The 21220-nt window shown below is 67.2% G+C and carries 19 protein-coding genes; 17 read left to right on the top strand and 2 right to left on the bottom strand.

Translation table 11 applies throughout. The features are described 5' to 3' along the window. The first annotated feature begins 373 nt into the window (after positions 1-373). From AVJ23_RS21405 to AVJ23_RS21375, 7 genes are all read left to right on the top strand, one after another. Positions 374-1405 carry a LacI family DNA-binding transcriptional regulator gene (locus tag AVJ23_RS21405; RefSeq protein ID WP_058864277.1) on the top strand — a complete coding sequence of 344 codons (1032 nt, stop codon included), beginning with the start codon at positions 374-376 and terminating at the stop codon, positions 1403-1405. 89 nt (positions 1406-1494) lie between these two features. Next, positions 1495-2802, top strand: a complete 1308-nt coding sequence (locus AVJ23_RS21400; protein ID WP_058864276.1) for an ABC transporter substrate-binding protein — start codon at positions 1495-1497, stop codon at positions 2800-2802. A gap of 113 nt (positions 2803-2915) precedes the next feature. Next, positions 2916-3782 carry a carbohydrate ABC transporter permease gene (locus AVJ23_RS21395; RefSeq protein ID WP_058864275.1) on the top strand — a complete coding sequence of 289 codons (867 nt, stop codon included), beginning with the start codon at positions 2916-2918 and terminating at the stop codon, positions 3780-3782. An 11-nt stretch (positions 3783-3793) separates the two neighbouring features. Continuing rightward, positions 3794-4624, top strand: a complete 831-nt coding sequence (locus tag AVJ23_RS21390; protein ID WP_058864274.1) for a carbohydrate ABC transporter permease — start codon at positions 3794-3796, stop codon at positions 4622-4624. A gap of 33 nt (positions 4625-4657) precedes the next feature. Further along, positions 4658-5659: an ABC transporter ATP-binding protein gene (locus AVJ23_RS21385; protein ID WP_058864273.1), complete on the top strand. Its 1002-nt coding sequence runs from the start codon at positions 4658-4660 to the stop codon at positions 5657-5659. Further along, positions 5656-6426, top strand: a complete 771-nt coding sequence (locus AVJ23_RS21380) for an L-iditol 2-dehydrogenase (RefSeq protein WP_058864272.1) — start codon at positions 5656-5658, stop codon at positions 6424-6426. Before AVJ23_RS21385 ends, AVJ23_RS21380 begins: the two co-directional genes overlap by 4 nt. Beyond that, positions 6426-7910, top strand: a complete 1485-nt coding sequence (locus tag AVJ23_RS21375; protein WP_240484768.1) for a mannitol dehydrogenase family protein — start codon at positions 6426-6428, stop codon at positions 7908-7910. Before AVJ23_RS21380 ends, AVJ23_RS21375 begins: the two co-directional genes overlap by 1 nt. A gap of 156 nt (positions 7911-8066) precedes the next feature. Here the strand turns inward: AVJ23_RS21375 and AVJ23_RS21370 are convergent, their stop codons facing one another. Further along, a complete protein-coding gene (locus AVJ23_RS21370) occupies positions 8067-8348 on the bottom strand; it encodes a hypothetical protein (protein WP_058864270.1) in 282 nt (93 codons plus the stop codon). Positions 8349-8782: 434 nt separating this feature from the next. On the opposite strand from AVJ23_RS21370, the gene AVJ23_RS21365 reads away from it, so the two are divergent. Beyond that, on the top strand, positions 8783-8968 hold the full coding sequence (locus AVJ23_RS21365) for a PLDc N-terminal domain-containing protein (RefSeq protein WP_058864269.1): 186 nt from the start codon (positions 8783-8785) through the stop codon (positions 8966-8968). 100 nt (positions 8969-9068) lie between these two features. Here the strand turns inward: AVJ23_RS21365 and AVJ23_RS21360 are convergent, their stop codons facing one another. Next, entirely contained in the window at positions 9069-10082 is a 1014-nt protein-coding gene (locus tag AVJ23_RS21360; protein ID WP_058864268.1) for a LacI family DNA-binding transcriptional regulator, read from the bottom strand. Between the two features lie 215 nt (positions 10083-10297). On the opposite strand from AVJ23_RS21360, the gene iolG reads away from it, so the two are divergent. The 9 genes from iolG (at position 10298) to AVJ23_RS21315 (ending at position 20868) form a co-directional block, all read left to right on the top strand. Beyond that, positions 10298-11290, top strand: a complete 993-nt coding sequence (gene iolG / locus AVJ23_RS21355; RefSeq protein ID WP_058864267.1) for an inositol 2-dehydrogenase — start codon at positions 10298-10300, stop codon at positions 11288-11290. 134 nt (positions 11291-11424) lie between these two features. Next, on the top strand, positions 11425-12348 hold the full coding sequence (locus AVJ23_RS21350) for a sugar ABC transporter substrate-binding protein (RefSeq protein WP_058864266.1): 924 nt from the start codon (positions 11425-11427) through the stop codon (positions 12346-12348). A gap of 61 nt (positions 12349-12409) precedes the next feature. Further along, a complete protein-coding gene (locus AVJ23_RS21345) occupies positions 12410-13516 on the top strand; it encodes an ABC transporter permease (protein ID WP_058864265.1) in 1107 nt (368 codons plus the stop codon). 1 nt (position 13517) lies between these two features. Further along, complete coding sequence (locus tag AVJ23_RS21340; RefSeq protein WP_058864264.1) at positions 13518-14339, top strand: ATP-binding cassette domain-containing protein; 822 nt, start codon at positions 13518-13520, stop codon at positions 14337-14339. A 150-nt stretch (positions 14340-14489) separates the two neighbouring features. Further along, positions 14490-16412 carry a bifunctional 5-dehydro-2-deoxygluconokinase/5-dehydro-2-deoxyphosphogluconate aldolase gene (locus AVJ23_RS21335; RefSeq protein ID WP_058864263.1) on the top strand — a complete coding sequence of 641 codons (1923 nt, stop codon included), beginning with the start codon at positions 14490-14492 and terminating at the stop codon, positions 16410-16412. A gap of 94 nt (positions 16413-16506) precedes the next feature. Further along, positions 16507-18336, top strand: a complete 1830-nt coding sequence (gene iolD / locus AVJ23_RS21330) for a 3D-(3,5/4)-trihydroxycyclohexane-1,2-dione acylhydrolase (decyclizing) (RefSeq protein ID WP_058864262.1) — start codon at positions 16507-16509, stop codon at positions 18334-18336. A 21-nt stretch (positions 18337-18357) separates the two neighbouring features. After that, complete coding sequence (iolE, locus tag AVJ23_RS21325) at positions 18358-19251, top strand: myo-inosose-2 dehydratase (RefSeq protein ID WP_058864261.1); 894 nt, start codon at positions 18358-18360, stop codon at positions 19249-19251. Between the two features lie 11 nt (positions 19252-19262). Then, complete coding sequence (gene iolB, locus AVJ23_RS21320; RefSeq protein ID WP_058864260.1) at positions 19263-20057, top strand: 5-deoxy-glucuronate isomerase; 795 nt, start codon at positions 19263-19265, stop codon at positions 20055-20057. 31 nt (positions 20058-20088) lie between these two features. Then, positions 20089-20868: a TIM barrel protein gene (locus AVJ23_RS21315; protein WP_058864259.1), complete on the top strand. Its 780-nt coding sequence runs from the start codon at positions 20089-20091 to the stop codon at positions 20866-20868. Positions 20869-21220 lie beyond the last annotated feature (352 nt).

Below are 21220 nucleotides of genomic sequence, written 5' to 3'. Positions count from 1 at the left end.
CGATCTCCTCCGGCTTGTGTCTCTTCTGTCCCATTCGTTCGTCCTCCATCTGGCTCGAAAGCCTACCTCAGGAAGGACCACTTTTCTGGGGGCAGACCAGCCAGGTCGATCGCAAGCATGCTGATCTTTGTCGTCATTGATGTGCCCTACGCTCGGCTGATGTGTAACCATCATTGCATACGAGATGCTATTGGGTTGGGGCATCCATCACATCTCTTCATGTCGATGTCGCCCGGGTCGAAGTGACGCGCGGCGTGCATGTGGCGCCCGCGGCCGCCACGGAAGGGGCTGTGAAACTTGACATGCGGGGCTTGGCGCAAAATACTTTGCACGCGTAAAGGCGCCTCGCGGTGTCATGGAGAGGATGGACGTCATGGGTCACGAGCGGGTTCGAACGATGGAGGAGCTGGCCAGTGTCAGCGGCATCTCGCGGCCGACGCTGTCGAAATTCTTCAACGATCCCACCTCGGTGCGGGCCTCGACGCGGCAGCGGATCGAGACGGCGCTGGAGCGCTACGACTACGTTCCGAATGTCTATGCGATCAACCAGAACCGCAACCTGACGCGGAATATCGGGATCATCGTGCCCTTTCTGGCCGACCCGTTCTTTGCCGAGGTGGCGCGCAATATCGAACTGATGTGCGGCGCGGCGGGCTACAATCCGATCCTGCTGAGCTCGCACGGCGATCCGGATCGCGAGATCCGGAACCTCGACAGCTTGCGCGGCATCAAGCCGGCGGGCGTGCTGCTGGCGCCTCTGGGGCGGCGGTCGCGGGCCGATGCGCTGCACGCGTTCTGCCAGGACGTGCCCACCGTGCTCTTCGACTGCGATGTCGATGGGGTGGGCGACGCGATGTTCGGGACGGACCACTTCCAAAGCACTGGCATGATTACGGAATACCTGGCGCGCACCGGCGAGCCGCCGGCCCTGTTCGAGATCCGCAACGCGCCCAACCCCAATGCCAACCGACGCCGGTCTGCCTATGAGCAGGCGATGCGGCGCCTCGGGCACGAGCCGATCCTGATGGTGGTCGAGGGTGAGGGCTGGGCCTTCGAGGAGATCGCGCATCGCGAGGCCGGGCGCATCTTTGGCGCGCGTAGCCTGCCCAGCAACACCATCCTGTGCAGCAATGACCGTTTGGCGATCGGGGTGCTTGCCGCCGCCTACGAGCACGGGCTGCGCGTGGGCGTGGGGGAGGGGCATGCGCTGCGCGTCGCGGGGCACGACGATCACCCGTTCTCGCGCTTCACATGCCCGTCCTTGACCACTGTCTCGCAGGATTACGACCAGATCGCGGGGCAGAGCCTGGACCGGCTGATCTCGATCATCGGCGAGGGCGCGCGGCCCGATACCAAGGCCACGACGCTGTTCGACGGCGCGCTCGAGATGCGGAGCTCGGCCTGAAAGTTATCGCGCGTAAAGTTTTTTGTTGACGCGAATCTGTGCAGTCGCGTATCCATGCTTCATCGCATCCACTTAGGGAGGACATCCGGATGAGACTGAAGCGCGTTCTTGGCGCCACCACGGCACTGACGCTGTGCTCGGCTGCGGCCTTTGCACAGGACACCACGATCACCATCGCCACCGTGAACAACGGCGACATGGTCCGCATGCAGGGCTATACCGACGAGTTCACCGCCCAGACCGGCATCGGCGTCGAGTGGGTCACCCTGGAAGAGAACGTGCTGCGTCAGCGCGTCACCACCGACATCACCACCCGCGGTGGCCAGTTCGACATCATGACCATCGGCATGTACGAGACCCCGATCTGGGGCGCCAATGGCTGGCTGGTGCCGCTGGACGACCTGTCGGACGAGTACGATGTCAACGACATCCTGCCGGCCATGCGCGACGGCCTGAGCCACGAGGGCACGCTCTACGCCGCGCCGTTCTACGGCGAGAGCTCGATGATCATGTACCGCACGGACCTGATGGAAGAGGCCGGGCTGGAGATGCCCGACGCCCCGACCTGGCAGTTCATCCGCGAAGCGGCGGCCGCCATGGACAATGACGAAGAAGACATCAACGGCATCTGCCTGCGCGGCAAGGCCGGCTGGGGCGAGGGCGGCGCGTTCATCACCGTCACCGCGAACTCCTTCGGCGCACGCTGGTTCGACGAGAACTGGGATCCGCAGTTCGACCAGCCCGAATGGGCCGAGGCGGTCACCTTCTTCAAGACCCTGATGGATGACTACGGCCCCGCGGGCTACGCCACCAACGGCTTCAACGAGAACCTGTCGCTGTTCCAGCAGGGCAAGTGCGGCATGTGGATCGACGCCACCGTGGCGGCCTCCTTCGTGACCAACCCCGAGGACAGCACCGTGGCCGACCATGTCGGCTTTGCGCTGGCCCCGAACAGCGAAGGCGTCGAGAAGCGCGCCAACTGGCTGTGGGCCTGGGCCCTGGCGATCCCCGCCGGCACCCAGCAGCAGGACGCCGCCAAGCAGTTCATCGAGTGGGCGACCTCGAAGGACTATATCGAGCTGGTGGCCGAGAACGAAGGCTGGGCCAACGTGCCCCCGGGTGCGCGGACCTCGCTCTACGAGACCGCCGAGTACCAGGAAGTGCCCTTCGCCCAGAAGACGCTGGACTCGATCAACGCGGCCGATCCGACCGATCCCACGGTCGAGCCGGTGCCCTATGTCGGCATCCAGTTCGTCGCCATCCCGGAATTCGCCGGTATCGCCAGCCAGGTGAGCCAGGAATTCTCGGCCGCCTACGCCGGCCAGCAGACGGTCGAGGAAGCGCTCGAGAAGGCGCAGGCCATCACCGTCGAAGAAATGGAAGCCGCCGGCTACTGAGCCGCGGACTTCGCGGGCGGCGACAGCGCCGCCCGCACCCCCCTTTCACTCCCCCCTCTCACTTCAAACGCGTCTGAACGGGCCGCCGGGCCCGACCGGAAAGGTATTGCCTCATGGCCACGCAGCATTCCCGATCCGCCGCACGAATGATGATGGCACCCGCCGTAGTCCTGCTGTTGGGCTGGATGCTGGTGCCGCTCATCATGACGCTGTGGTTCTCCTTCCGCCGCTACCTGCCGCTGCGCGGCGGTGATCTTGGCAGCGCCGGGTTCGACAACTTCGTCCGCTTCGTCACCTCATCGGCCTTCTGGCCCAGCGTGCAGACCACCCTGATCATGGTGGGGGGCGTGCTCGTCATCACCATCGTGCTGGGCGTGCTGCTGTCGCTGCTGCTGGACCAGCCGATGTGGGGGCAGGGCGTCGTCCGCATCCTCGTGATCGCACCGTTCTTCGTCATGCCCACCGTCTCGGCGCTGGTGTGGAAGAACATGTTCATGGATCCAACCAACGGGCTTCTGGCGCATCTGTGGCAGTTCTTCGGGGCCGAACCGGTCGCCTGGCTGTCCAGCGTGCCGCTCACCTCGATCATCATGATCGTGTCCTGGCAGTGGCTGCCCTTTGCCACGCTGATCCTGCTGACCGCGGTGCAGTCGCTGGACGGCGAGCAGCTCGAAGCCTCCGAGATGGACGGGGCCAGCCCGCTGGCGCGCTTCTTCTACATCATCCTGCCGCACCTTTCGCGGGCGATCACCATCGTGGTGCTGATCCAGACGATCTTCCTGCTGTCGATCTTCGCGGAGATCTTCGTGACCACCGGCGGCGCCTTCGGCACCCGCACGCTGACCTACCTGATCTACCAGCGCGTGCTGGAAAGCCAGAACGTGGGCCTGGGCAGCGCGGGCGGCGTCTACGCCATCATCCTCGCCAACATCGTTGCCATCTTCCTGATGCGCATCGTCGGCAAGAACCTGGACAAGTGAGGAGCTGACCCATGGCACGCGCCGTGACTTCCCGCCGCAAGGCAATCAACACCGCCGCAGCCTGGACGGTCGGTCTGCTGATCTTCTTCCCGATCCTGTGGACCATCCTGACCAGCTTCAAGACCGAGGCCCAGGCCATCGCCGATCCGCCGATCTTCCTGGGTTTCGACTGGACGCTCGAGAACTACCGCGTCGTGCAGGAGCGCTCCGACTACATGAGCTTCCTGTGGAACTCGGTCATCATCGCGGGCGGCTCCACCCTGCTGGGTGTCCTGATCGCGGTCCCCGCCGCATGGTCGATGGCCTTCGTGCCCTCGAAGCGGACCAAGGACATCCTGCTGTGGATGCTCTCGACCAAGATGCTGCCGGCGGTGGGGGTGCTCTACCCGATCTACCTGATCTGCATCGAGCTTGGCCTGCTGGACAGCCGCGCGGCGCTGGTGGTGATCCTGATGCTGATCAACCTGCCGATCATCGTGTGGATGCTCTACACCTACTTCCGCGAGATCCCGGGCGAGATCCTGGAAGCCTCGCGGATGGACGGGGCGGGCCTGAAGGAGGAGATCCTGCATGTCCTCACCCCGATGGCCATACCGGGCATCGCCTCGACCATCCTGCTGAACTTCATCCTCGCCTGGAACGAAGCCTTCTGGACGCTGAACCTGACGGCCGCCAACGCGGCACCGCTGACCGCGTTCATCGCCAGCTATTCCAGCCCCGAGGGCCTGTTCTACGCGAAACTGTCGGCGGCCTCGACCATGGCCATCGCGCCCATCCTCATCCTTGGCTGGTTCAGCCAGAAGCAACTCGTCCGCGGCCTCACCTTCGGCGCCGTCAAGTAAGCGCAGCTGCGCATCTGAGAAAGGAACACGATCATGGGAAAGATCACGCTTGAGAAGGTGACCAAGAGCTTCGGGGACGTGAATGTCATCCCCCCGCTCGACCTGACCATCGAGGACGGAGAGTTCTGTGTCTTCGTCGGACCCTCGGGTTGCGGCAAGTCCACCCTGCTGCGCCTGATCGCCGGGCTGGAGGACATCTCCTCCGGCGCCATCAAGATCGACGGCAACGACGCCTCGAACACCCCGCCGGCCAAGCGCGGCCTGGCCATGGTGTTCCAGTCCTACGCGCTCTATCCGCACATGTCGGTGCGCAAGAACATCGCCTTCCCGATGAAGATGGCCGGTGTGCCGCAGGAGGAGCAGGACAAGCGCATCGCGGCCGCCGCCAAGGCGCTGAACCTGACCGACTATCTCGACCGCCGTCCGGGCCAGCTCTCGGGCGGGCAGCGCCAGCGGGTCGCCATCGGCCGGGCCATCGTCCGCGAACCGGCCGCCTTCCTCTTCGACGAGCCGCTGTCGAACCTCGACGCCGCGCTGCGCGTCGGCATGCGGATGGAGATCGGCGAGCTGCACGCCAAGCTGCAGACCACGATGATCTACGTCACCCACGACCAGGTCGAGGCGATGACCATGGCCGACAAGATCGTGGTGCTGCGCGCCGGCAATATCGAGCAGGTGGGCAGCCCGCTGGAGCTGTACCGCGCGCCGCGCAACCTCTTCGTGGCCGGCTTCATCGGCTCGCCCAAGATGAACCTGATCGAGGGCAATGCCGCCCAGCAGCATGGCGCCACCACCATCGGCGTCCGCCCCGAGCACATCGACATCACCGATTCCGGCCCCTGGACCGGCACGGTGGGCGTGGCCGAGCACCTGGGCTCCGACACGTTCCTGCATGTCCATGACACCGGGCTGGCCGAGACCGTGACGGTGCGCGCCACCGGCGAGGTCGGGTTCAAGCATGGCGACAAGGTCACCCTGGCTCCGCGCGAGGACCTGATCCACCGCTTCGACCGCGACGGGCTGCGGGTCGCATGACACGGCTCGCGGGAAAGGCGGCCCTGATCACCGGGGCCGCTCGCGGGATCGGGCTTGCCTTTTCCCGCGCCTATGCCGCCGAGGGGGCGCGTGTCGCGCTGGCGGATATCGATATCGCGCGCGCCACCGAGGCCGCGCGCGGCATCGACGGGGCGATCGCGGTCGAGATGGACGTGACGTCGCAGGACAGCATCGACAGCGCCGTGGCGCAGACGGTCGCGGCCTTCGGACAGATCGACATCCTGGTCAACAACGCCGCCGTCTTCACCGCCGCCCCGGTCACCGAGATCACGCGGCAGGACTTTGCCCGCACCTTCGACATCAACGTGGCGGGCACGCTCTTCACGCTGCAGGCGGTGGCGCGCCACATGATCGCGGCCGGCGTGCCGGGGCGCATCATCAACATGGCCAGCCAGGCCGGGCGACGGGGCGAGCCCCTGGTCGCGGTCTACTGCGCCTCAAAGGCGGCGATCATCAGCCTGACGCAATCTGCCGGGCTGAACCTCGTCCGGCACGGGATCAACGTGAACGCGATCTCTCCGGGCGTGGTCGACGGCGAGCACTGGGACGGGGTCGATGCCTTCTTTGCCAAGTACGAGGGCAAGGCACCGGGTCAGAAGAAGGCCGAGGTCGGCGCCGCCGTTCCCTTCGGCCGCATGGGAGTGCCCGAGGACCTGACCGGCATGGCGGTCTTCCTGGCCAGCGACGAGGCCCGCTACATCGTCGCGCAAACCTACAACGTGGATGGCGGACAATGGATGAGCTGATGACACAAGAGACCGTCCGGCTGGGCCGTGCCGCCCTGGATCACCTGCCCGCGCAGATCGCGCGCCCGGCCTACAAGGCCGAGGAGCTGACCCCGGGTATCGTGCATATCGGCACCGGCAATTTTCACCGAGCGCACCAGGCCTGGTACCTGCACCGGCTGATGCAGCAGGGGCTGGCGCATGACTGGGCCATCATCGGCGCGGGCGTGCGCCCCGGCGATGCGGCGATGCGCGAGCGGCTGATGGCGCAGGATTGCCTGACCACGCTGATCGAACTGCGCCCCGACGGCACCAGCGCCGAGATCTGCGGCGCGATGATCGGCTTCGTGCCGGTGGAGCCCGACAATGCCGCGCTGATCGCGCAGATGGCCGCGCCCGAAATCCGCATCGTGTCGCTGACCGTGACCGAGGGCGGCTATTTCGTGAACCCCGCGACCGGCGTGTTCGACCCCGACCACCCGGATGTGGCGCATGATGCCGCCCACCCGGCCACCCCGCGCACCGCCTTCGGCGCCATCGTCGCCGCGCTGCGCCTGCGTCGCGATGCGGGCCACGGCCCCTTCACGGTGCAGAGCTGCGACAACCTGCGCGGCAATGGCGACGTGACCCGCGACGCGGTGATCGGGCTGGCGCGCCTGTCGGACCCGGCGCTGGCCGAGTGGATCGCGGCCGAGTGCACCTTTCCGAACGCAATGGTGGATTGCATCGTGCCGGCCACCGGCCCGGCCGAGCTGGCCGCGGCCCGCGCCTTCGGCATCGAGGACGCCGCGCCGGTCACGCATGAGAACTATCGCCAATGGGTGATCGAGGATGCATTCTGCGCCGGCCGGCCCGACTGGGACCGCGTGGGCGCGACCTTCACGGCGGATGTGCACAGCTACGAGACGATGAAGATCCGCATCCTCAATGCCGGCCACCAGGTGCTGGCCAATGCCGGCGAGCTTCTGGGCGTCGAGACGATCGCGGAGTGCATGGCGCATCCCGAGATCGCGCCCTTCTGGCGCAAGGTCGAGCTGAACGAGATCGTGCCCCACGTGGCCGACGTGCCGGGCATGACCGCGGCGGATTACGTGACGCTGATCGAGTCGCGCTTTGCCAACCCCGCGATCCGCGACACGACGCGCCGCGTGGCCTTCGACGGCTCCTCGCGCCATGCGGGATTTGTCCTGCCGATCCTGCGCGACGCGCTGCAGGCCGGGGCGCCGCTGGACGGGCTGGCCCTGGTCGAGGCGCTCTGGGCGCGCATGTGCGCCGGGACGCGCGAGGACGGCTCCGAGATCGCGCCCAACGATCCCGCCTGGGACAGCCTGCAGACCGTCGCCCGCGCCGCCCGCACCGAGCCCGCCGCATGGCTGGCCCAGGACGACACCTATGGCGACCTTGCCCAGTCCGACCGCTTCGCGCAGGCCTTCGACCGCTGGCTGCGGATGATCTGGCAGGACGGCACCACCGCCGCCCTGCGCACCTACGCCGACGCCGGGTAAGCGTCCCCCGCGCGGTGCCTTGCCGCGTGGGGTTAGGCGAAGGCTGCTGCGCAGGCATTCGTTCGCGTCTGTCACCCAAGCTTGGTCGAAAGATACAAGAAAGCCCCTTTTCTCACCGGGAGAAAAGGGGCTTTTCGGTCTGTCAAACCTGAGCGTTTACGAGTCGTCCGACGGCGGGTTCACGTCGATCGTCGGGACTTCGACCTCGGCCTGCTGGGTGTCGACATCGACATCCGGAACGGTGACCGTCTCGGTGGTGGTGCCGGTTTCAATCGAGCCCACATCGGCGTCGACCTCGGGCAGTTCGCCACCATCGACCGCGACATCGACATCGGGGAGTGCGCCTTCGTCGGTCACGTCGAAATCGACCATGTAGACGCCGAAGGCAACAGCGACGACAGCGACGGCGGCAAGGGCAAGTGCGGATCCGGTTTTCATTTTCTCAACCTTTCGAAGCGTGTTTGGCAAGGACGGCGGGCGCCGTCCGTTCTGGCCCATCAACACGGAAAACACTGTCACGGTTCCCGCCTCGTCAGGCTGGAGGCGCTTTTGGCCGGGCCTTTCGAGGGAGTCTCGCGGGTGCGAAGTGCGATCTTTTCTGACGCGAGACAGGCAGCGCGGGACCACCAAAGGGGGATCCGCGACGGAGGTCAACGTACGTCCGGCAGGATGCTGCCATCGTGCGACGATGCCGGATCACGGCCACCTGTACAGCGGGCTTTCACGTCCCCCGCTTCGCACCGCGTACCTGCTCGCATCCGGCAAGCCGTGTTCCGCCCAAGGCGCAGACAACCCGACCGCCTTCGGAAAAGATCACGGAACCATCGCGGCAACGTGACGTTCACTCCCCAGTCAAACACGGGAGTTGAACAATGGAATATGGTCTTCTCGGCATCATCATCCTCATCGCCGACATCTACGCGATCTACCAGACGCTGACCTCGCCGGCCTCGACGGTCGCCAAAATCGTCTGGACGCTCGTCATCCTGCTGCTGCCGGTGCTCGGCTTTATCGCCTGGCTCGTGGCCGGTCCGCGCGGCCGCGCGGCGCATGTGTGACGTTCCCTGACAGCATCGCTGACGAAAAGCGGGCCCCGGCGGGCCCGCTTTTTCATGTGCGGTTATCAGTGTGCGCTACCATTGGCGGCGGAATAGCCTTCTAGGCGCTGTCCCGCACAACCAGCTCGCCGAGAAACCGGCGGTCGAGGTCGGTGGTTTCGGCGCTTTCGAGCACGTCGACGAGGTAGTTGGCCATCTCGGTCATCGGTTGGCGGTAGGTAGTCAGGCGGTAGTTCGGGCCGGCCGCCTGGGGCACGTCGTCGAAGCCGATCACCGCGATGTCGCCCGGCACCGTCAGGCCCAGCCGGTGGCGGATCGTGTCGATCGCGCCGAGGGCCAGGGCATCGTTCTCGCACACGATGATATCGGGCAGCGCGTCGCGGCTGCGGGGGGCGAGCGTGTCATGCGCCACCTCGGCGCTGAGCAGCGGGTCATAGGCCGTGACAGTCGCCGAGTCCGGCACCACGCCACGGTTTTCCTGCCAGACGCGGGTGAAAGTCTCTTTGCGCAGCAGATGCGCCGAGGTGGTGCGCGGGCCGGCCAGGAAGAGCGGCCGGCGATAGCCGCGCGTCAGGACATACTGCGCGATCTCACGCGTGGCGGCCTCGTCATCGACGCAGATCGACGTGGTGTTGGGATCCTCGGAGCCGCGCGCGAAGATGATGAGCTTCTTGACCCGCCGCGCCTTGTAGGCGGCGCGCAGCACCTCGTCATCGAATTGCAGCCCGATCAGGATCGTCGCGTCCACGCGGCGCTGGCTGGCGTTCAGCAGGGCAGGGGCCGCGTCGTCGGGATCCAGCGTGTTGACCAGGAGCGTGTCCCAGCCGCGGCTGCGCAGTGCCCGGGTCAGCCGTTCCAGCATCACCAGCTTGTGCGGATTGGCAAAGTCGTCGATCAGCAGCGCCACGAGGTTGGACCGGGTCGAGGCCAGCGCCGCGGCATGCAGGTCGGGCACGTAGCCAAGCGCCTGCGCCGCCGCCATGACCTTGCTGCGGGTCTTGGGCGAGATCGAGGCGTCCTTCTTGAAGGCCCGGTTCACCGTCCAGCGCGACACGCCGGCCGCTTCGGCCACGTCATCGGCGGTCACGTTGCGGGGGGATGTCGGGTCGGTCACTGGTCGGGCTCTCCTCCGATTCGGTGTGGAAGAGCACCGGGCGCGGGGATCCTCCTAAAAGCAGTCTAGCGGCCAAGCCCATGAAATGCACGGCTTTTGCACGCGCGAGCAGAGAGGTTCTGCACTCGGGTGCAAAAAGTTCTTGCACGCGGGTGCAGGTTCGCTATTCCTAGGGCAGCACAGCGCGGTGGAGGCCGCAGTTTCGGGAGGATTTCATGCTGAAGGTTGGATTGCTCGGCGCGGGCCGGATCGGTCAGGTGCATGCCGTGAACATCGCCAACAATTCGCGGTCGACCCTGGTTGCCGTCTCGGATGTCTTTGAAGACGCCGCGAAAAAACTGGCCGACCAGTACGGGGCCGAGGCCCGCACGTCGGATGCAATCCTGAAGGATCCCGAGATCGACGCGGTGCTGATCGCCACCTCGACCGACACGCATTCCGACCTGATCGAGGCCGCCACCGCCGCCGGCAAGGCCGTGCTCTGCGAGAAGCCGGTCGACCTGTCGCTGGAGCGGGCGCAGGCCTGCCTGGAGAAAGTCTCCAAGACCGGACGCCCGGTGATGATCGGGTTCAACCGCCGCTTCGACCCGAACTTTGCCGCGCTGAAAAGCGCGAGCCTTGCCGGCGAGATCGGCAAGTCCGAACTGCTCTCGGTCACTTCCTTCGACCCGGCGCCGCCGCCGGTCAGCTACATCAAGGTCTCGGGCGGGCTGTTCCGCGACATGATGATTCACGATTTCGACATGGCCAACTTCCTGATGGGGGAGCGTCCCGTCACGGTGCGGGCCGTGGGCAGCTCGATCGTCGATCCCGAGATCGGCGCGGCGGGCGATGTCGACACCGCCGTGGTCACGCTGACCTATGCCGACGGGCGCATCGCGGTCATCAAGAACAGCCGCCGCGCGGTCTATGGCTATGACCAGCGGGTCGAGCTTCTGGGCGCCGAGGGGCTCTTGCAGGCCAACAACATGCTCGAGAACACGGTGGTGAAATCGACGACCGCGGGCGTGGCCTCGGCCAAGCCCACCTATTTCTTCCTCGAGCGGTACATGCCGGCCTACGCGGCCGAGTGGGAGGCCTTTGTTGCCGCGCTGCTGGACGGCTCCGAGCTGCCCGTGACGCTCGAGGACGGCATCGCGGCGCTGGCCATGGCCGAGGCCGCAACGCAGTCGGCGCAGTCCGGCGCGGCGGTCGCTCTCGACGCCTGAGCTTACGTGAATATCCGCATGCGGGGCCCCGGGGAGGCGGCCCGGCATGACGGTCCGAGATCCGGCGCGGCCTGCGCCGGGTGCTTGCCTGCGGCCGGATCATGGCCGCGTGACATCCAAGGGAGGATAGCTTCATGAACAAACTGCTTGCTTCGGTCGCCACCGTCGCGACGCTTGCCACGGCCGTGCCGGCGCTGGCCGCCGACATCATCGTGGTGGCGCATGGCCAGGCCAACGACCCGTTCTGGTCGGTGGTCAAGAACGGCGTGCAGAAGGCCGGCGAGGATACCCGTGCGAATGTCGAATTCCGCTCGCCCGAGACCTTCGACATGGTCCAGATGAGCCAGCTGATCGACGCCGCCGTCAACCAGGAGCCCGACGGGCTGGTGGTCTCGATCCCCGATGGCGACGCGCTTGGCCCCTCGATCGAGCGTGCCGTGCAGGCCGGCATCCCGGTCATCTCGATGAACTCCGGCTCCGACGTGGCCGCCGAGCTGGGCGCCATGCTGCACGTGGGCCAGTCCGAGTTCGACGCGGGCAAGGCCGCGGGCGAGAAGCTGGCCGAGATGGGCGGCACCAAGGGCATCTGCGTCAACCAGGAAGTGGGCAATGTCGCGCTCGACCTGCGCTGCGAGGGCTTTGCCGAGGGCTTCGGCCAGGAGGTCACCGTCATTCCGACGATGAACGATCCGACCGAGGTGGAATCCAAGGTGCGCGCGGCGCTGGAATCCGACCCCGATGTCGACACCGTGCTGGGCCTTGGCGCTTCGCTGGTGGGCGAGCCCGCCGTGGCCGCAGTGAACGCGCTGGGGCGCGACGACGTGCTGGTCGCCTCGTTCGACCTGTCGGCGGGCTTCCTGCAGGCGGTGGTCGACGGCGATGCCGCCTTTGCCATCGACCAGCAGCAGTTCCTGCAGGGCTACCTGCCTGTGGTGTTCCTGGCGCTTCATGCCGAGTACGGCCTGATGCCGGGCGGCGACGTGCCCTCGGGCCCGAACCTGGTGACCCAGGACGCCGCCGGCCAGGTCATCGACCTGTCCGCGCAGGGCATCCGCTGATCCACTGACATCCGGGGCCGCGCGCATGCCGTGCGGCCCGTTCACCTTACGGGAGGGGGCCATGGCTGCCGACACTCAGGTGCAGCAGGACGAGCGCGTGCGCGCGGAATCCTTTGCGACCAAACTCATGAAGAAACCCGAACTGGGCGCCATCGGGGGCGTGATCCTGGTGACCCTGTTCTTCCTGTTCACCGCCGACAGCGCGATGTTCACGCTGTCCGGCATCATGAACTTCATGACCCCCGCCGCGCAGCTGGGCATCCTGGGCATCGCCGCGGCGATGCTGATGATCGGGGGCGAGTTCGACCTGTCCATCGGCTCGATGGTGGCCTTCGCGGGCATGGTCTTCGGCGTCTTCACCGTCAATCTGGGCCTGCCGCTGGTCGTCGCGATCCCGCTGACCATGGCCTTTGCCGCCGGGATCGGTGCGGTCAACGGCTCGATCGTGCTCAAGACCGGGCTGCCCTCCTTCATCGTGACGCTGGCGGGGCTGTTCATCCTGCGCGGGGCCTCGCTGGTGGGGCTCAAGATCTTCACCGGCGGCTCGACCCAGCTGCGCGGCGTGCGCGACGCGGTCGAGGGCGACTGGCTGGCGCCGATCTTCTCGGGCGAGGCCTTTGGCGGGCTGTTCACCTGGCTGGCCTCGATGGGCCTGGTCGAGACCTTCAAGAACGGCACGCCCAAGGTGCCCGGCATCCCGGTCGAGATCCTGTGGTTCATCGCCATCGCGCTGGTCGCCACCTACATCCTGCTGCGCACGCCCGCCGGCAACTGGATCTTCGCCACCGGCGGCGACAGCAATGCCGCCAAGAACTCGGGCGTACCGGTGCGCAAGGTCAAGATCTCGCTCTTCATGCTGACCGCCTGCGCTGCCGCGCTGGTCGCCATCATCACCGTGATCGATGCCGGCTCCACCGATGCGCGCCGCGGCTTCATGAAGGAATTCGAGGCCATCATCACCGCGGTGATCGGCGGCTGCCTGCTGACCGGCGGCTACGGCTCGGCCATCGGCGCCTTCTTCGGCGCGATCATCTTCGGCATGGTGACGATCGGGCTGACCTATACCGATTTCGATCAGGACTGGTTCCAGATCTTCCTCGGCGGCATGCTGCTGCTGGCCGTGGTCTTCAACAACGTGATCCGCAAGCGCGTGACGGGGGAGCGCTGAGATGTCCGCAGATAGCAAGTTCCATCACGGCGACGTCCCGGCCGATGCCAAGCCCATCATCCACATGGAGGAGATCAAGAAGAACTTCGGCAATGTCATCGCGCTGAACGGGGTGACCTTCGACGTGACCCCGGGCGAATGCCACTGCCTGCTGGGCGACAACGGCGCCGGCAAGTCGACCTTCATCAAGACCATGTCGGGCGTGCACAAGCCGTCCTCGGGGCAGATCTTCTTCGAAGGGACGCCGATGAGTTTCGACAGCCCGCGCGAGGCCATGGAGGCAGGCATCGCCACGGTGTTCCAGGATCTGGCCATGATCCCGCTGATGAGCGTGACGCGCAATTTCTTCATGGGGCGCGAGCCCACGAAGGGCAGGGGGATCGCCCGGCGCTTCGACCTCGACCGGGCGAACGAGATCACCATGGAGGAGATGCGCAAGATGGGCATCAACCTCCGCGCCCCAGACCAGGCGGTGGGTACGCTGTCGGGCGGCGAGCGGCAGACCGTCGCCATCGCCCGGGCGGTCTATTTCGGCGCCAAGGTGCTGATCCTCGACGAGCCGACCTCGGCGCTTGGCGTGCGGCAGACCTCGAACGTGCTGTCGACCATCGACCGGGTGCGCAAGCAGGGGGTCGGCGTGGTCTTCATCAGCCACAACGTGCGCCACGCGCTGGCCGTGGGCGACCGGTTCACCGTGCTGAACCGCGGCCAGACGCTGGGCACCGCCAGGCGGGGCGAGATCGAGGCCTCGGAGCTGCAGGACCTGATGGCCGGGGGGCAGGAGCTGGCACAGCTCGAAGGCTCGCTCGGCGGCACGGTCTGAGCCGGAAAAATCAGACGGCGGGTCACGCCGCCGTCCTTGTCAGCCGCGACCGGGCGCGCAGTGGCTGCTAGCATGGCGCCGGACCGCCGGCGCAGCCCGACGACCGCCGCGCCGCAAGGCGCCGCACCCGTCACAGGATTGGAGCGACACATGAAGGATCTGGATGTCATCACCATCGGCCGCGCGGGCGTGGACCTCTACGGCGCGCAGGTGGGCGGCCGGCTGGAGGACATGGGCAGCTTCGACAAGTATATCGGCGGCTCGCCCACCAATATCGCCTGCGGCACCGCGCGGCTGGGCCTGAAGACGGCGCTGATCTCGCGCGTGGGCGACGAGCACATGGGCCGCTTCATCCTGGAACAGCTGGCGCGCGAAGGGGTCTGCACCGACGGGGTGCGCACCGATCCCGACCGGCTGACCGCGCTGGTGATCCTGGGCATCCGCGACCAGGAACAGTTCCCGCTGATCTTCTACCGCGAGAACTGCGCGGACATGGCGCTCTGCGAGGACGATATCGACGAGGGGTTCATCCGGCGCGCCCGCGCCGTGGTGGTGACCGGCACGCACCTGTCGCATCCGCGCACCGAGGCCGCGGTGATCAAGGCGCTGAAGCTGGCGCGCAAGCACGGGCTGCGCGCCGCGCTGGACATCGACTATCGCCCGAATCTCTGGGGCGTGGCCGGTCATGGCGATGGCGAGAGCCGTTTCGTGGAAAGTGAAAAGGTCACCGAGAAGCTGCTCTCAACCCTGCATCATTTCGACCTGATCGTGGGCACCGAGGAAGAGTTCCACATCGCCGGCGGATCGACCGACACGGTGGCCGCGCTGCGCCGGGTGCGCGAGAACTCGGACGCCACGCTGGTCTGCAAGCGGGGCGCGCTGGGGGCCGTGGCCTTCGAGGGAGCCGTGCCGGACAGCCTCGATGACGGGCAGTCGGGCGAGGGGTTCCCGATCGAGGTGTTCAACGTGCTGGGCGCGGGCGACGGGTTCATGTCGGGCCTGCTGAAGGGCTGGATGGAGGATGCCGACTGGCCCACGGCGCTGAAATACGCCAATGCCTGCGGCGCTTTTGCCGTGTCGCGCCACGGCTGCACCCCGGCCTATCCCTCGCTGGCCGAGCTGGAGTTCTTCCTGCAACGCGGCGTGCAGCGGCCCGATCTGCGCAACGATCCCGAGCTGGAGCAGATCCACTGGTCGACCACGCGCCACACCCGCACTACGGGCGACTGGTCGGACATGCGGGTCTTCGCCTTCGACCACCGCGCGCAGCTGGAGGAGATGCCGGGCTACACGCCCGAGAAGGGCGCCGCCTTCAAGGAGCTCTGCCTCGATGCTGCGCTGCAGGTGAAGGGCGATGGTGCGGGCTACGGCATCCTGTGCGACAACCGCATCGGGCGCGCGGCGCTGCACCGCGCCTCGGGAACGGGGCTTTGGATCGGCCGGCCGACGGAATGGCCGGGCTCGCGCCCGCTGACGCTGGAGCCTGAGCTGGGCAGCGATGTCGGGCGGCTGCGCGAATGGGCGCGCGAGAACGTGGTCAAGGTGCTGTGCTTCTGCCATCCGCAGGATGATGCAGAGACGCGCGCCGGGCAGGAGGCGACGGTCCGGCGGCTCTTCGAGGCCAGCCGCCGCAACGGGCTGGAATTCCTGCTCGAGGTGATCCCCTCGAAGGTCGGACCGGTGGATGACGACACCACCGCGACGCTGATCCGGCAGTTCTATGCGGCGGGGATCTATCCCGACTGGTGGAAGCTGGAGCCGCTGACCACCGATGCGGCCTGGGCCCGCGCGGTCGAGGCGATCGAGGCGCATGACCGCCACACGCGCGGCATCGTGGTGCTGGGGCTGGACGCGCCCGAGGCCGCGCTGGCCGAGAGCTTTGCCGTTGCCGCGCGGCACGACCTGGTCAAGGGCTTTGCCGTGGGCCGGACGATCTTCGGCGAGGCCGCCCGCGCTTGGCTGGCGGGCGAGATGGACAGCGCGGCGGCCGTGGCGCAGATGGCGGCGCGCTACACCCGCCTGTGCGAGATCTGGGACCAGGCGCGGGAAGCGGCCGGGCGCAGCGCGGCCTGAGCGGGGCGCCAATGGGGGCCTTCGTGGGGGCCAGCCCCCACACCCCCGGAGTATTTTGGGAAAGATGAAAGGCCGAGGCCTTCTGGAGGACGAGATGGGGACGATCAGGCTGACCGCCGCGCAGGCCATGGTGAAATGGCTGGCCGCGCAGATGACCGAGGATGGCGAGCGCTTCGTCGAGGGCATCTGGGGCATTTTCGGCCATGGCAACGTGGCCGGGCTGGGCGAGGCGCTGGAGAAGGCGCGGCAGGAGTTCCCCACCTGGCGCGGGCAGAACGAGCAGACCATGGCGCACACGGCCATCGCCTATGCCAAGGCAAAGAAGCGCACGCGTGCCATGGCGGTGACCACCTCGATCGGGCCGGGGGCCACCAACCTTGTCACCGCGGCGGCAGTGGCGCATGTGAACCGGCTGCCGATCCTGCTGATCCCGGGCGATGTCTTTGCCAACCGCCGGCCCGACCCGGTGCTGCAGCAGGTGGAGGATTTCGAGGATGGCACGGTCTCGGCCAATGACTGCCTGCGGCCGGTCTCGCGCTATTTCGACCGCATCGCGCGGCCCGAGCAGCTGCTGACCGCGCTGCCGCGAGCGCTGGCCACCATGACGGACCCGGCCAGCTGCGGACCGGTGACGCTGGCCTTCTGCCAGGACACCCAGGCCGAGGCCCATGACTACCCGGTCGAGTTCTTCGAGCCGCGCGTCTGGCGCATCCGCCGCCCGCATCCCGACGCGCGCGAGATCGCGGAGCTGGCGGGCCTGATCACGCAGGCGAAGCGCCCGGTGATCGTGGCCGGGGGCGGCGTGATCTATGCACAGGCCGAGGCGGCGCTGGCCGCCTTTGCCGAGACCCACGGCATCCCGGTGGTCGAGACGCAGGCCGGCAAATCGGCGCTGGCCCAGGCCCACCCGATGAATTACGGCGCCAGCGGCGTGGACGGATCGGCCGCCGCCAATGCGCTGTCGCGCGAGGCGGATCTGGTGATCGGGGTGGGCACGCGGTTCCAGGATTTTACCACCGGGTCCCGGGCGCTGTTCGAGAACCCGGCGCGGCGCCTCGTCTCGGTCAACGTGGCGGCCTATGACGCGGTCAAGCACGGGGCGCTGCCGGTGATGGGCGATGCGAAGGTCGCGCTCGAGGCGCTGTCGGCCGCGCTGGGGAGCTACCGGGCCGAGGCGGGTGACCCCGAGGCACGGCGGGCCTGGCTGGAGGCGGTGGAGGCGCATTGCCGCGACCGCAAGCGGGCCCTGCCCAGCGATGCCGAGGTGATCGGTGCCGTCCAGCGCGCCACCGGCGAGGATGCCATCGCCATGTGCGCCGCGGGCACCATGCCCGGCGCGCTCAAGCTGCTCTGGCAGCCGAGCCAGGGCGGCTATCACATGGAATACGGCTTTTCCTGCATGGGCTACGAGATCGCCGGTGCCATGGGGCTCAAGCTGGCCCGGCCCGAGCGCGAGGTGATCTGTTTCGTCGGCGACGGGTCCTACATGATGGCCAATTCCGAGCTGGCCACCGCCGTGATGCGCCGGGTGCCCTTCACCGTGGTGCTGACCGACAATCGCGGCTATGGCTGCATCAACCGGTTGCAGCAGGGCTGTGGCGGGGCGCCGTTCAACAACCTCTATGCCCACAGCGCCGTCGAGGTGCAGCCCGAGATCGACTATGCCGCGCATGCGGCCTCGATGGGGGCGCATGCGGTGCGTGCGGGCGACATCGCCGCGCTGGAGGCCGAGATCGCCGCAGCGCGGGGGCGCGACATACCCACCGTGATCGTCATCGAGACCGATCCGAACGAGGGGCCGGGCTTTGGCGAGGCGGGCCATTGGTGGGACGTGGCTGTGCCCGAGACCGGCAGCACCGAGGCGCTGTCCCGGGCCTATGCCGGCTATCTGGACAACAAGCAACGCCAGCGGCTCGTGAACTGAGCGCGGCGGCAGGAGAGTGACATGATCCGTTTCGGAACCAACCCCATCGCCTGGGCCAATGACGACGACCAGTCGCTTGGCGCGGACATCCCCACGGCGCGCATCCTCGACGAGGCCGGCCGCCAGATCGGCTTTGACGGCATCGAGAACGGCCATCGCTGGCCCGCCGATCCCGAGGCGTTGCGCATGATGATGGAGGAGGCCGGGCTGGCCTTCATATCGGCCTGGTATTCGCTGAACCTGCTGGCCCATTCGGTCGAGGAGGAGAAGGCCGCGATCCAGCCGCATCTCGACCGGCTCAAGCACAATGGCTGCACCGTCTGCATCGCCTGCGAGACCTCGAACTCGGTCCAGGGGCTGGACCAGCCGCTGAGCACGCGCCCGGTGCTGGATGGGGCCGGGATGCGGGACTTCGCCGCGCGCGTCGAGGAGATCGCGCAATATTGCGCCGACCAGGGCATCGCGCTGGTCTATCACCATCACATGGGCACGGTCGTGCAATCGCCCGAGGAGATCGACGCCTTCATGGCCGCCACCGGCCCGGCGACGAGGCTGCTTTTCGATGCGGGGCATTGTTCCTTCGGTGGCGGCGACCCCGAGACGGTGTTGCGCAAGCACATTGCCCGCGTCGGCCATTTTCACGCCAAGAATGTCCGCCCCTTGGTGCGCGAACGGGTCGAGCGCGAGGGGCTGTCCTTCATGGACGGGGTGCGGGCCGGGGTCTTTACCGTGCCCGGCGACCAGGAGGGCGAGATCGACTTCGCGCCGCTGCTGACCGTACTGGCCGAGACCGGCTATGATGGCTGGATCGTGATCGAGGCCGAGCAGGACCCCGAGCAGCGCAACCCGCTGCTCTACCAGACGCTGGGCCTTGCCACCCTGAAACGCCTGGCCGCCGAGGCCGGCCTGACCTGAAGGAGATCCCCATGCCCGAGCTTCTCAAACGCCCCTTCGGCACCCATGGCAAGGTGCACCAGATCACGCCGGCCAGCGCCGGCTGGCGCTACGTGGGCTTCGACCTCTGGCGCCTGCGCGCCGGCGAGACCGTGTCGGAGGCGACCGGCAGCGACGAGGTGATCCTCGTCATGGTCGAGGGCAAGGCCAGGATGCAGGGCGCGGGGCAGGATTGGGGCGAGCTGGGCGACCGGATGGACGTCTTCGAGAAGACAGCGCCGCATTGCCTCTACCTGCCGAACGGCTCGGACTGGCAGGCCACGGCCACCACCGATTGCACCATCGCGGTCTGCAAGGCGCCGGGCAGGGGCGGTCACGCGGCGCGACGCATCGGTCCCGACGGCATCACCCTGACCCAGCGCGGCGAGGGCAGCAACACGCGCCACATCAACAACATCGCGATGGAGGCCGAGGATTACTGCGATGCGCTGCTGGTGACCGAGGTGTTCACGCCCGCGGGCAACTGGTCCTCCTATCCCAGCCATCGCCATGACGAGGACGATTTCCCGCGGATCACCTATCTCGAAGAGACCTATTACCACCGGCTGAACCCGGCGGACGGGTTCGGCGTCCAGCGCGTCTATACCGACGATCTGCAGCTGAACGAGACCATGGCCGTGCATGACGGTGACGTGGTCTGCGTGCCGCGCGGCCACCATCCCTGCGGCGCGCCGCACGGGTTCGAGATGTATTACCTCAACGTCATGGCCGGCCCGCTGCGCAAATGGCGCTTCCTGCCCGCACCGCAAGTCGAACACCTGATGTAAGCCGGGCCCGAGCGCCCATTGGAGAACCCCCATGTCCCAACCCTTCCAGCTTGCCGTCTGCGCCGAGATGCTCTGGCCCGACAAACCCATCGAGTGGCGCGCCGCCCGCCTGACCGAGCGCGGCCTCGGCGTCGGCCTGTGGAACTGGCCCGATCACGACCTGGATAAGCTCGCGGCCGTCGGCGCCAATTACACCATCATGAATGGCTATCTCGAGGGCCGGCTGACCGATGAAGCGGGTGCCGAGCGCCTGCTGGCCACCGCGCGCGAGACGGCGGAGGTGGGCAAGCGGCTGGGCGTCGACCGGCTGAACCTGCACGGCACCGGGCTGGGCGAGGGCGGCATCCCGATCCCGCATCACGCCATGTTCTCGCCGGGAATGGAGCTGCGCGCCCGCGACACGCTGCACCGGATCTGCGACCTGGCCGAGGAGATGGGCGTGGTCTTTACGCTCGAGAACCTCAACCCGCGCGAACACCCCGGCTGCCCCTTCGCTTCGACGGGTGAGGTGCTCTCGCTGGTCTCGGCGGTGAACCGTCCGCAGCTGAGGATCAATCTCGACCTCTACCACACCCAGATCGGCGAGGGCGACCTGCTGCGCTGGTGCGCGGCCTGCCTGCCCTGGATCGGCGAGATCCAGGTCGCCGACAACCCCGGCCGCTTCGAACCCGGCACCGGCGAGATCAACTACCCCGTCATCGCCCGCGCCCTGCACGACATGGGCTATGCCGGCCCCGTAGCGATGGAAGCCTACGCCGCCGGCGACAGCGACGCGGCCGTGGACGCCTTCGTGGCGGCGTTCACGCTCTGAGGCGGGAGCGGCCGGGCAGCGCTTTGTCCGGTCGTCTGCAATAAGGTCAGCCTCGTACTGGCCGCCAGCCTCGGTCGCGTAGATTGTTTCGTGCCTTTTCTGAAAGCCGCATTTATGGCGCAGCATGAGCGACTTCCATCAAGCGGCCAGCATGTAGAGTGACTGGAGCCTTGTCTGCACATTCTGTCTGACGTCAGCACCTGTGGGACAGATTTGAGGTTTTCGTAACGGAGGATTTCTGGATCATCGCAGCCACCAAGGAGCGAAGATGAGCCAGAAATCCGGAACATCCAAGGACGCGGCCGACAAGCTGGTCAAAGGGATCAAGCGCAAGACCCGGAAGCAGTACTCG

Origin of the sequence: Pseudoponticoccus marisrubri, from assembly GCF_001482405.1 — a bacterium.
In the GTDB taxonomy this organism is placed as follows: domain Bacteria; phylum Pseudomonadota; class Alphaproteobacteria; order Rhodobacterales; family Rhodobacteraceae; genus Pseudoponticoccus; species Pseudoponticoccus marisrubri.
Note: the sequence above shows the minus strand (reverse complement) of the source record. Positions and strands in the feature narration are given on the sequence as shown.

What these genes read in the sequence shown, in the direction of transcription:
- AVJ23_RS21375 (WP_240484768.1), top strand. Translation starts at nt 6,426, where the DNA reads ATGACACAAGAGACCGTCCGGCTGGGCCGTGCCGCCCTGGATCACCTG.
- AVJ23_RS21390 (WP_058864274.1), top strand. Translation starts at nt 3,794, where the DNA reads ATGGCACGCGCCGTGACTTCCCGCCGCAAGGCAATCAACACCGCCGCA.
- AVJ23_RS21345 (WP_058864265.1), top strand. Translation starts at nt 12,410, where the DNA reads ATGGCTGCCGACACTCAGGTGCAGCAGGACGAGCGCGTGCGCGCGGAA.
- AVJ23_RS21365 (WP_058864269.1), top strand. Translation starts at nt 8,783, where the DNA reads ATGGAATATGGTCTTCTCGGCATCATCATCCTCATCGCCGACATCTAC.
- AVJ23_RS21395 (WP_058864275.1), top strand. Translation starts at nt 2,916, where the DNA reads ATGGCCACGCAGCATTCCCGATCCGCCGCACGAATGATGATGGCACCC.
- iolG (WP_058864267.1), top strand. Translation starts at nt 10,298, where the DNA reads ATGCTGAAGGTTGGATTGCTCGGCGCGGGCCGGATCGGTCAGGTGCAT.
- iolE (WP_058864261.1), top strand. Translation starts at nt 18,358, where the DNA reads ATGATCCGTTTCGGAACCAACCCCATCGCCTGGGCCAATGACGACGAC.
- iolB (WP_058864260.1), top strand. Translation starts at nt 19,263, where the DNA reads ATGCCCGAGCTTCTCAAACGCCCCTTCGGCACCCATGGCAAGGTGCAC.
- AVJ23_RS21315 (WP_058864259.1), top strand. Translation starts at nt 20,089, where the DNA reads ATGTCCCAACCCTTCCAGCTTGCCGTCTGCGCCGAGATGCTCTGGCCC.
- AVJ23_RS21370 (WP_058864270.1), bottom strand. Translation starts at nt 8,348, where the DNA reads ATGAAAACCGGATCCGCACTTGCCCTTGCCGCCGTCGCTGTCGTCGCT.
- AVJ23_RS21335 (WP_058864263.1), top strand. Translation starts at nt 14,490, where the DNA reads ATGAAGGATCTGGATGTCATCACCATCGGCCGCGCGGGCGTGGACCTC.
- iolD (WP_058864262.1), top strand. Translation starts at nt 16,507, where the DNA reads ATGGGGACGATCAGGCTGACCGCCGCGCAGGCCATGGTGAAATGGCTG.
- AVJ23_RS21340 (WP_058864264.1), top strand. Translation starts at nt 13,518, where the DNA reads ATGTCCGCAGATAGCAAGTTCCATCACGGCGACGTCCCGGCCGATGCC.
- AVJ23_RS21405 (WP_058864277.1), top strand. Translation starts at nt 374, where the DNA reads ATGGGTCACGAGCGGGTTCGAACGATGGAGGAGCTGGCCAGTGTCAGC.
- AVJ23_RS21380 (WP_058864272.1), top strand. Translation starts at nt 5,656, where the DNA reads ATGACACGGCTCGCGGGAAAGGCGGCCCTGATCACCGGGGCCGCTCGC.
- AVJ23_RS21400 (WP_058864276.1), top strand. Translation starts at nt 1,495, where the DNA reads ATGAGACTGAAGCGCGTTCTTGGCGCCACCACGGCACTGACGCTGTGC.
- AVJ23_RS21385 (WP_058864273.1), top strand. Translation starts at nt 4,658, where the DNA reads ATGGGAAAGATCACGCTTGAGAAGGTGACCAAGAGCTTCGGGGACGTG.
- AVJ23_RS21350 (WP_058864266.1), top strand. Translation starts at nt 11,425, where the DNA reads ATGAACAAACTGCTTGCTTCGGTCGCCACCGTCGCGACGCTTGCCACG.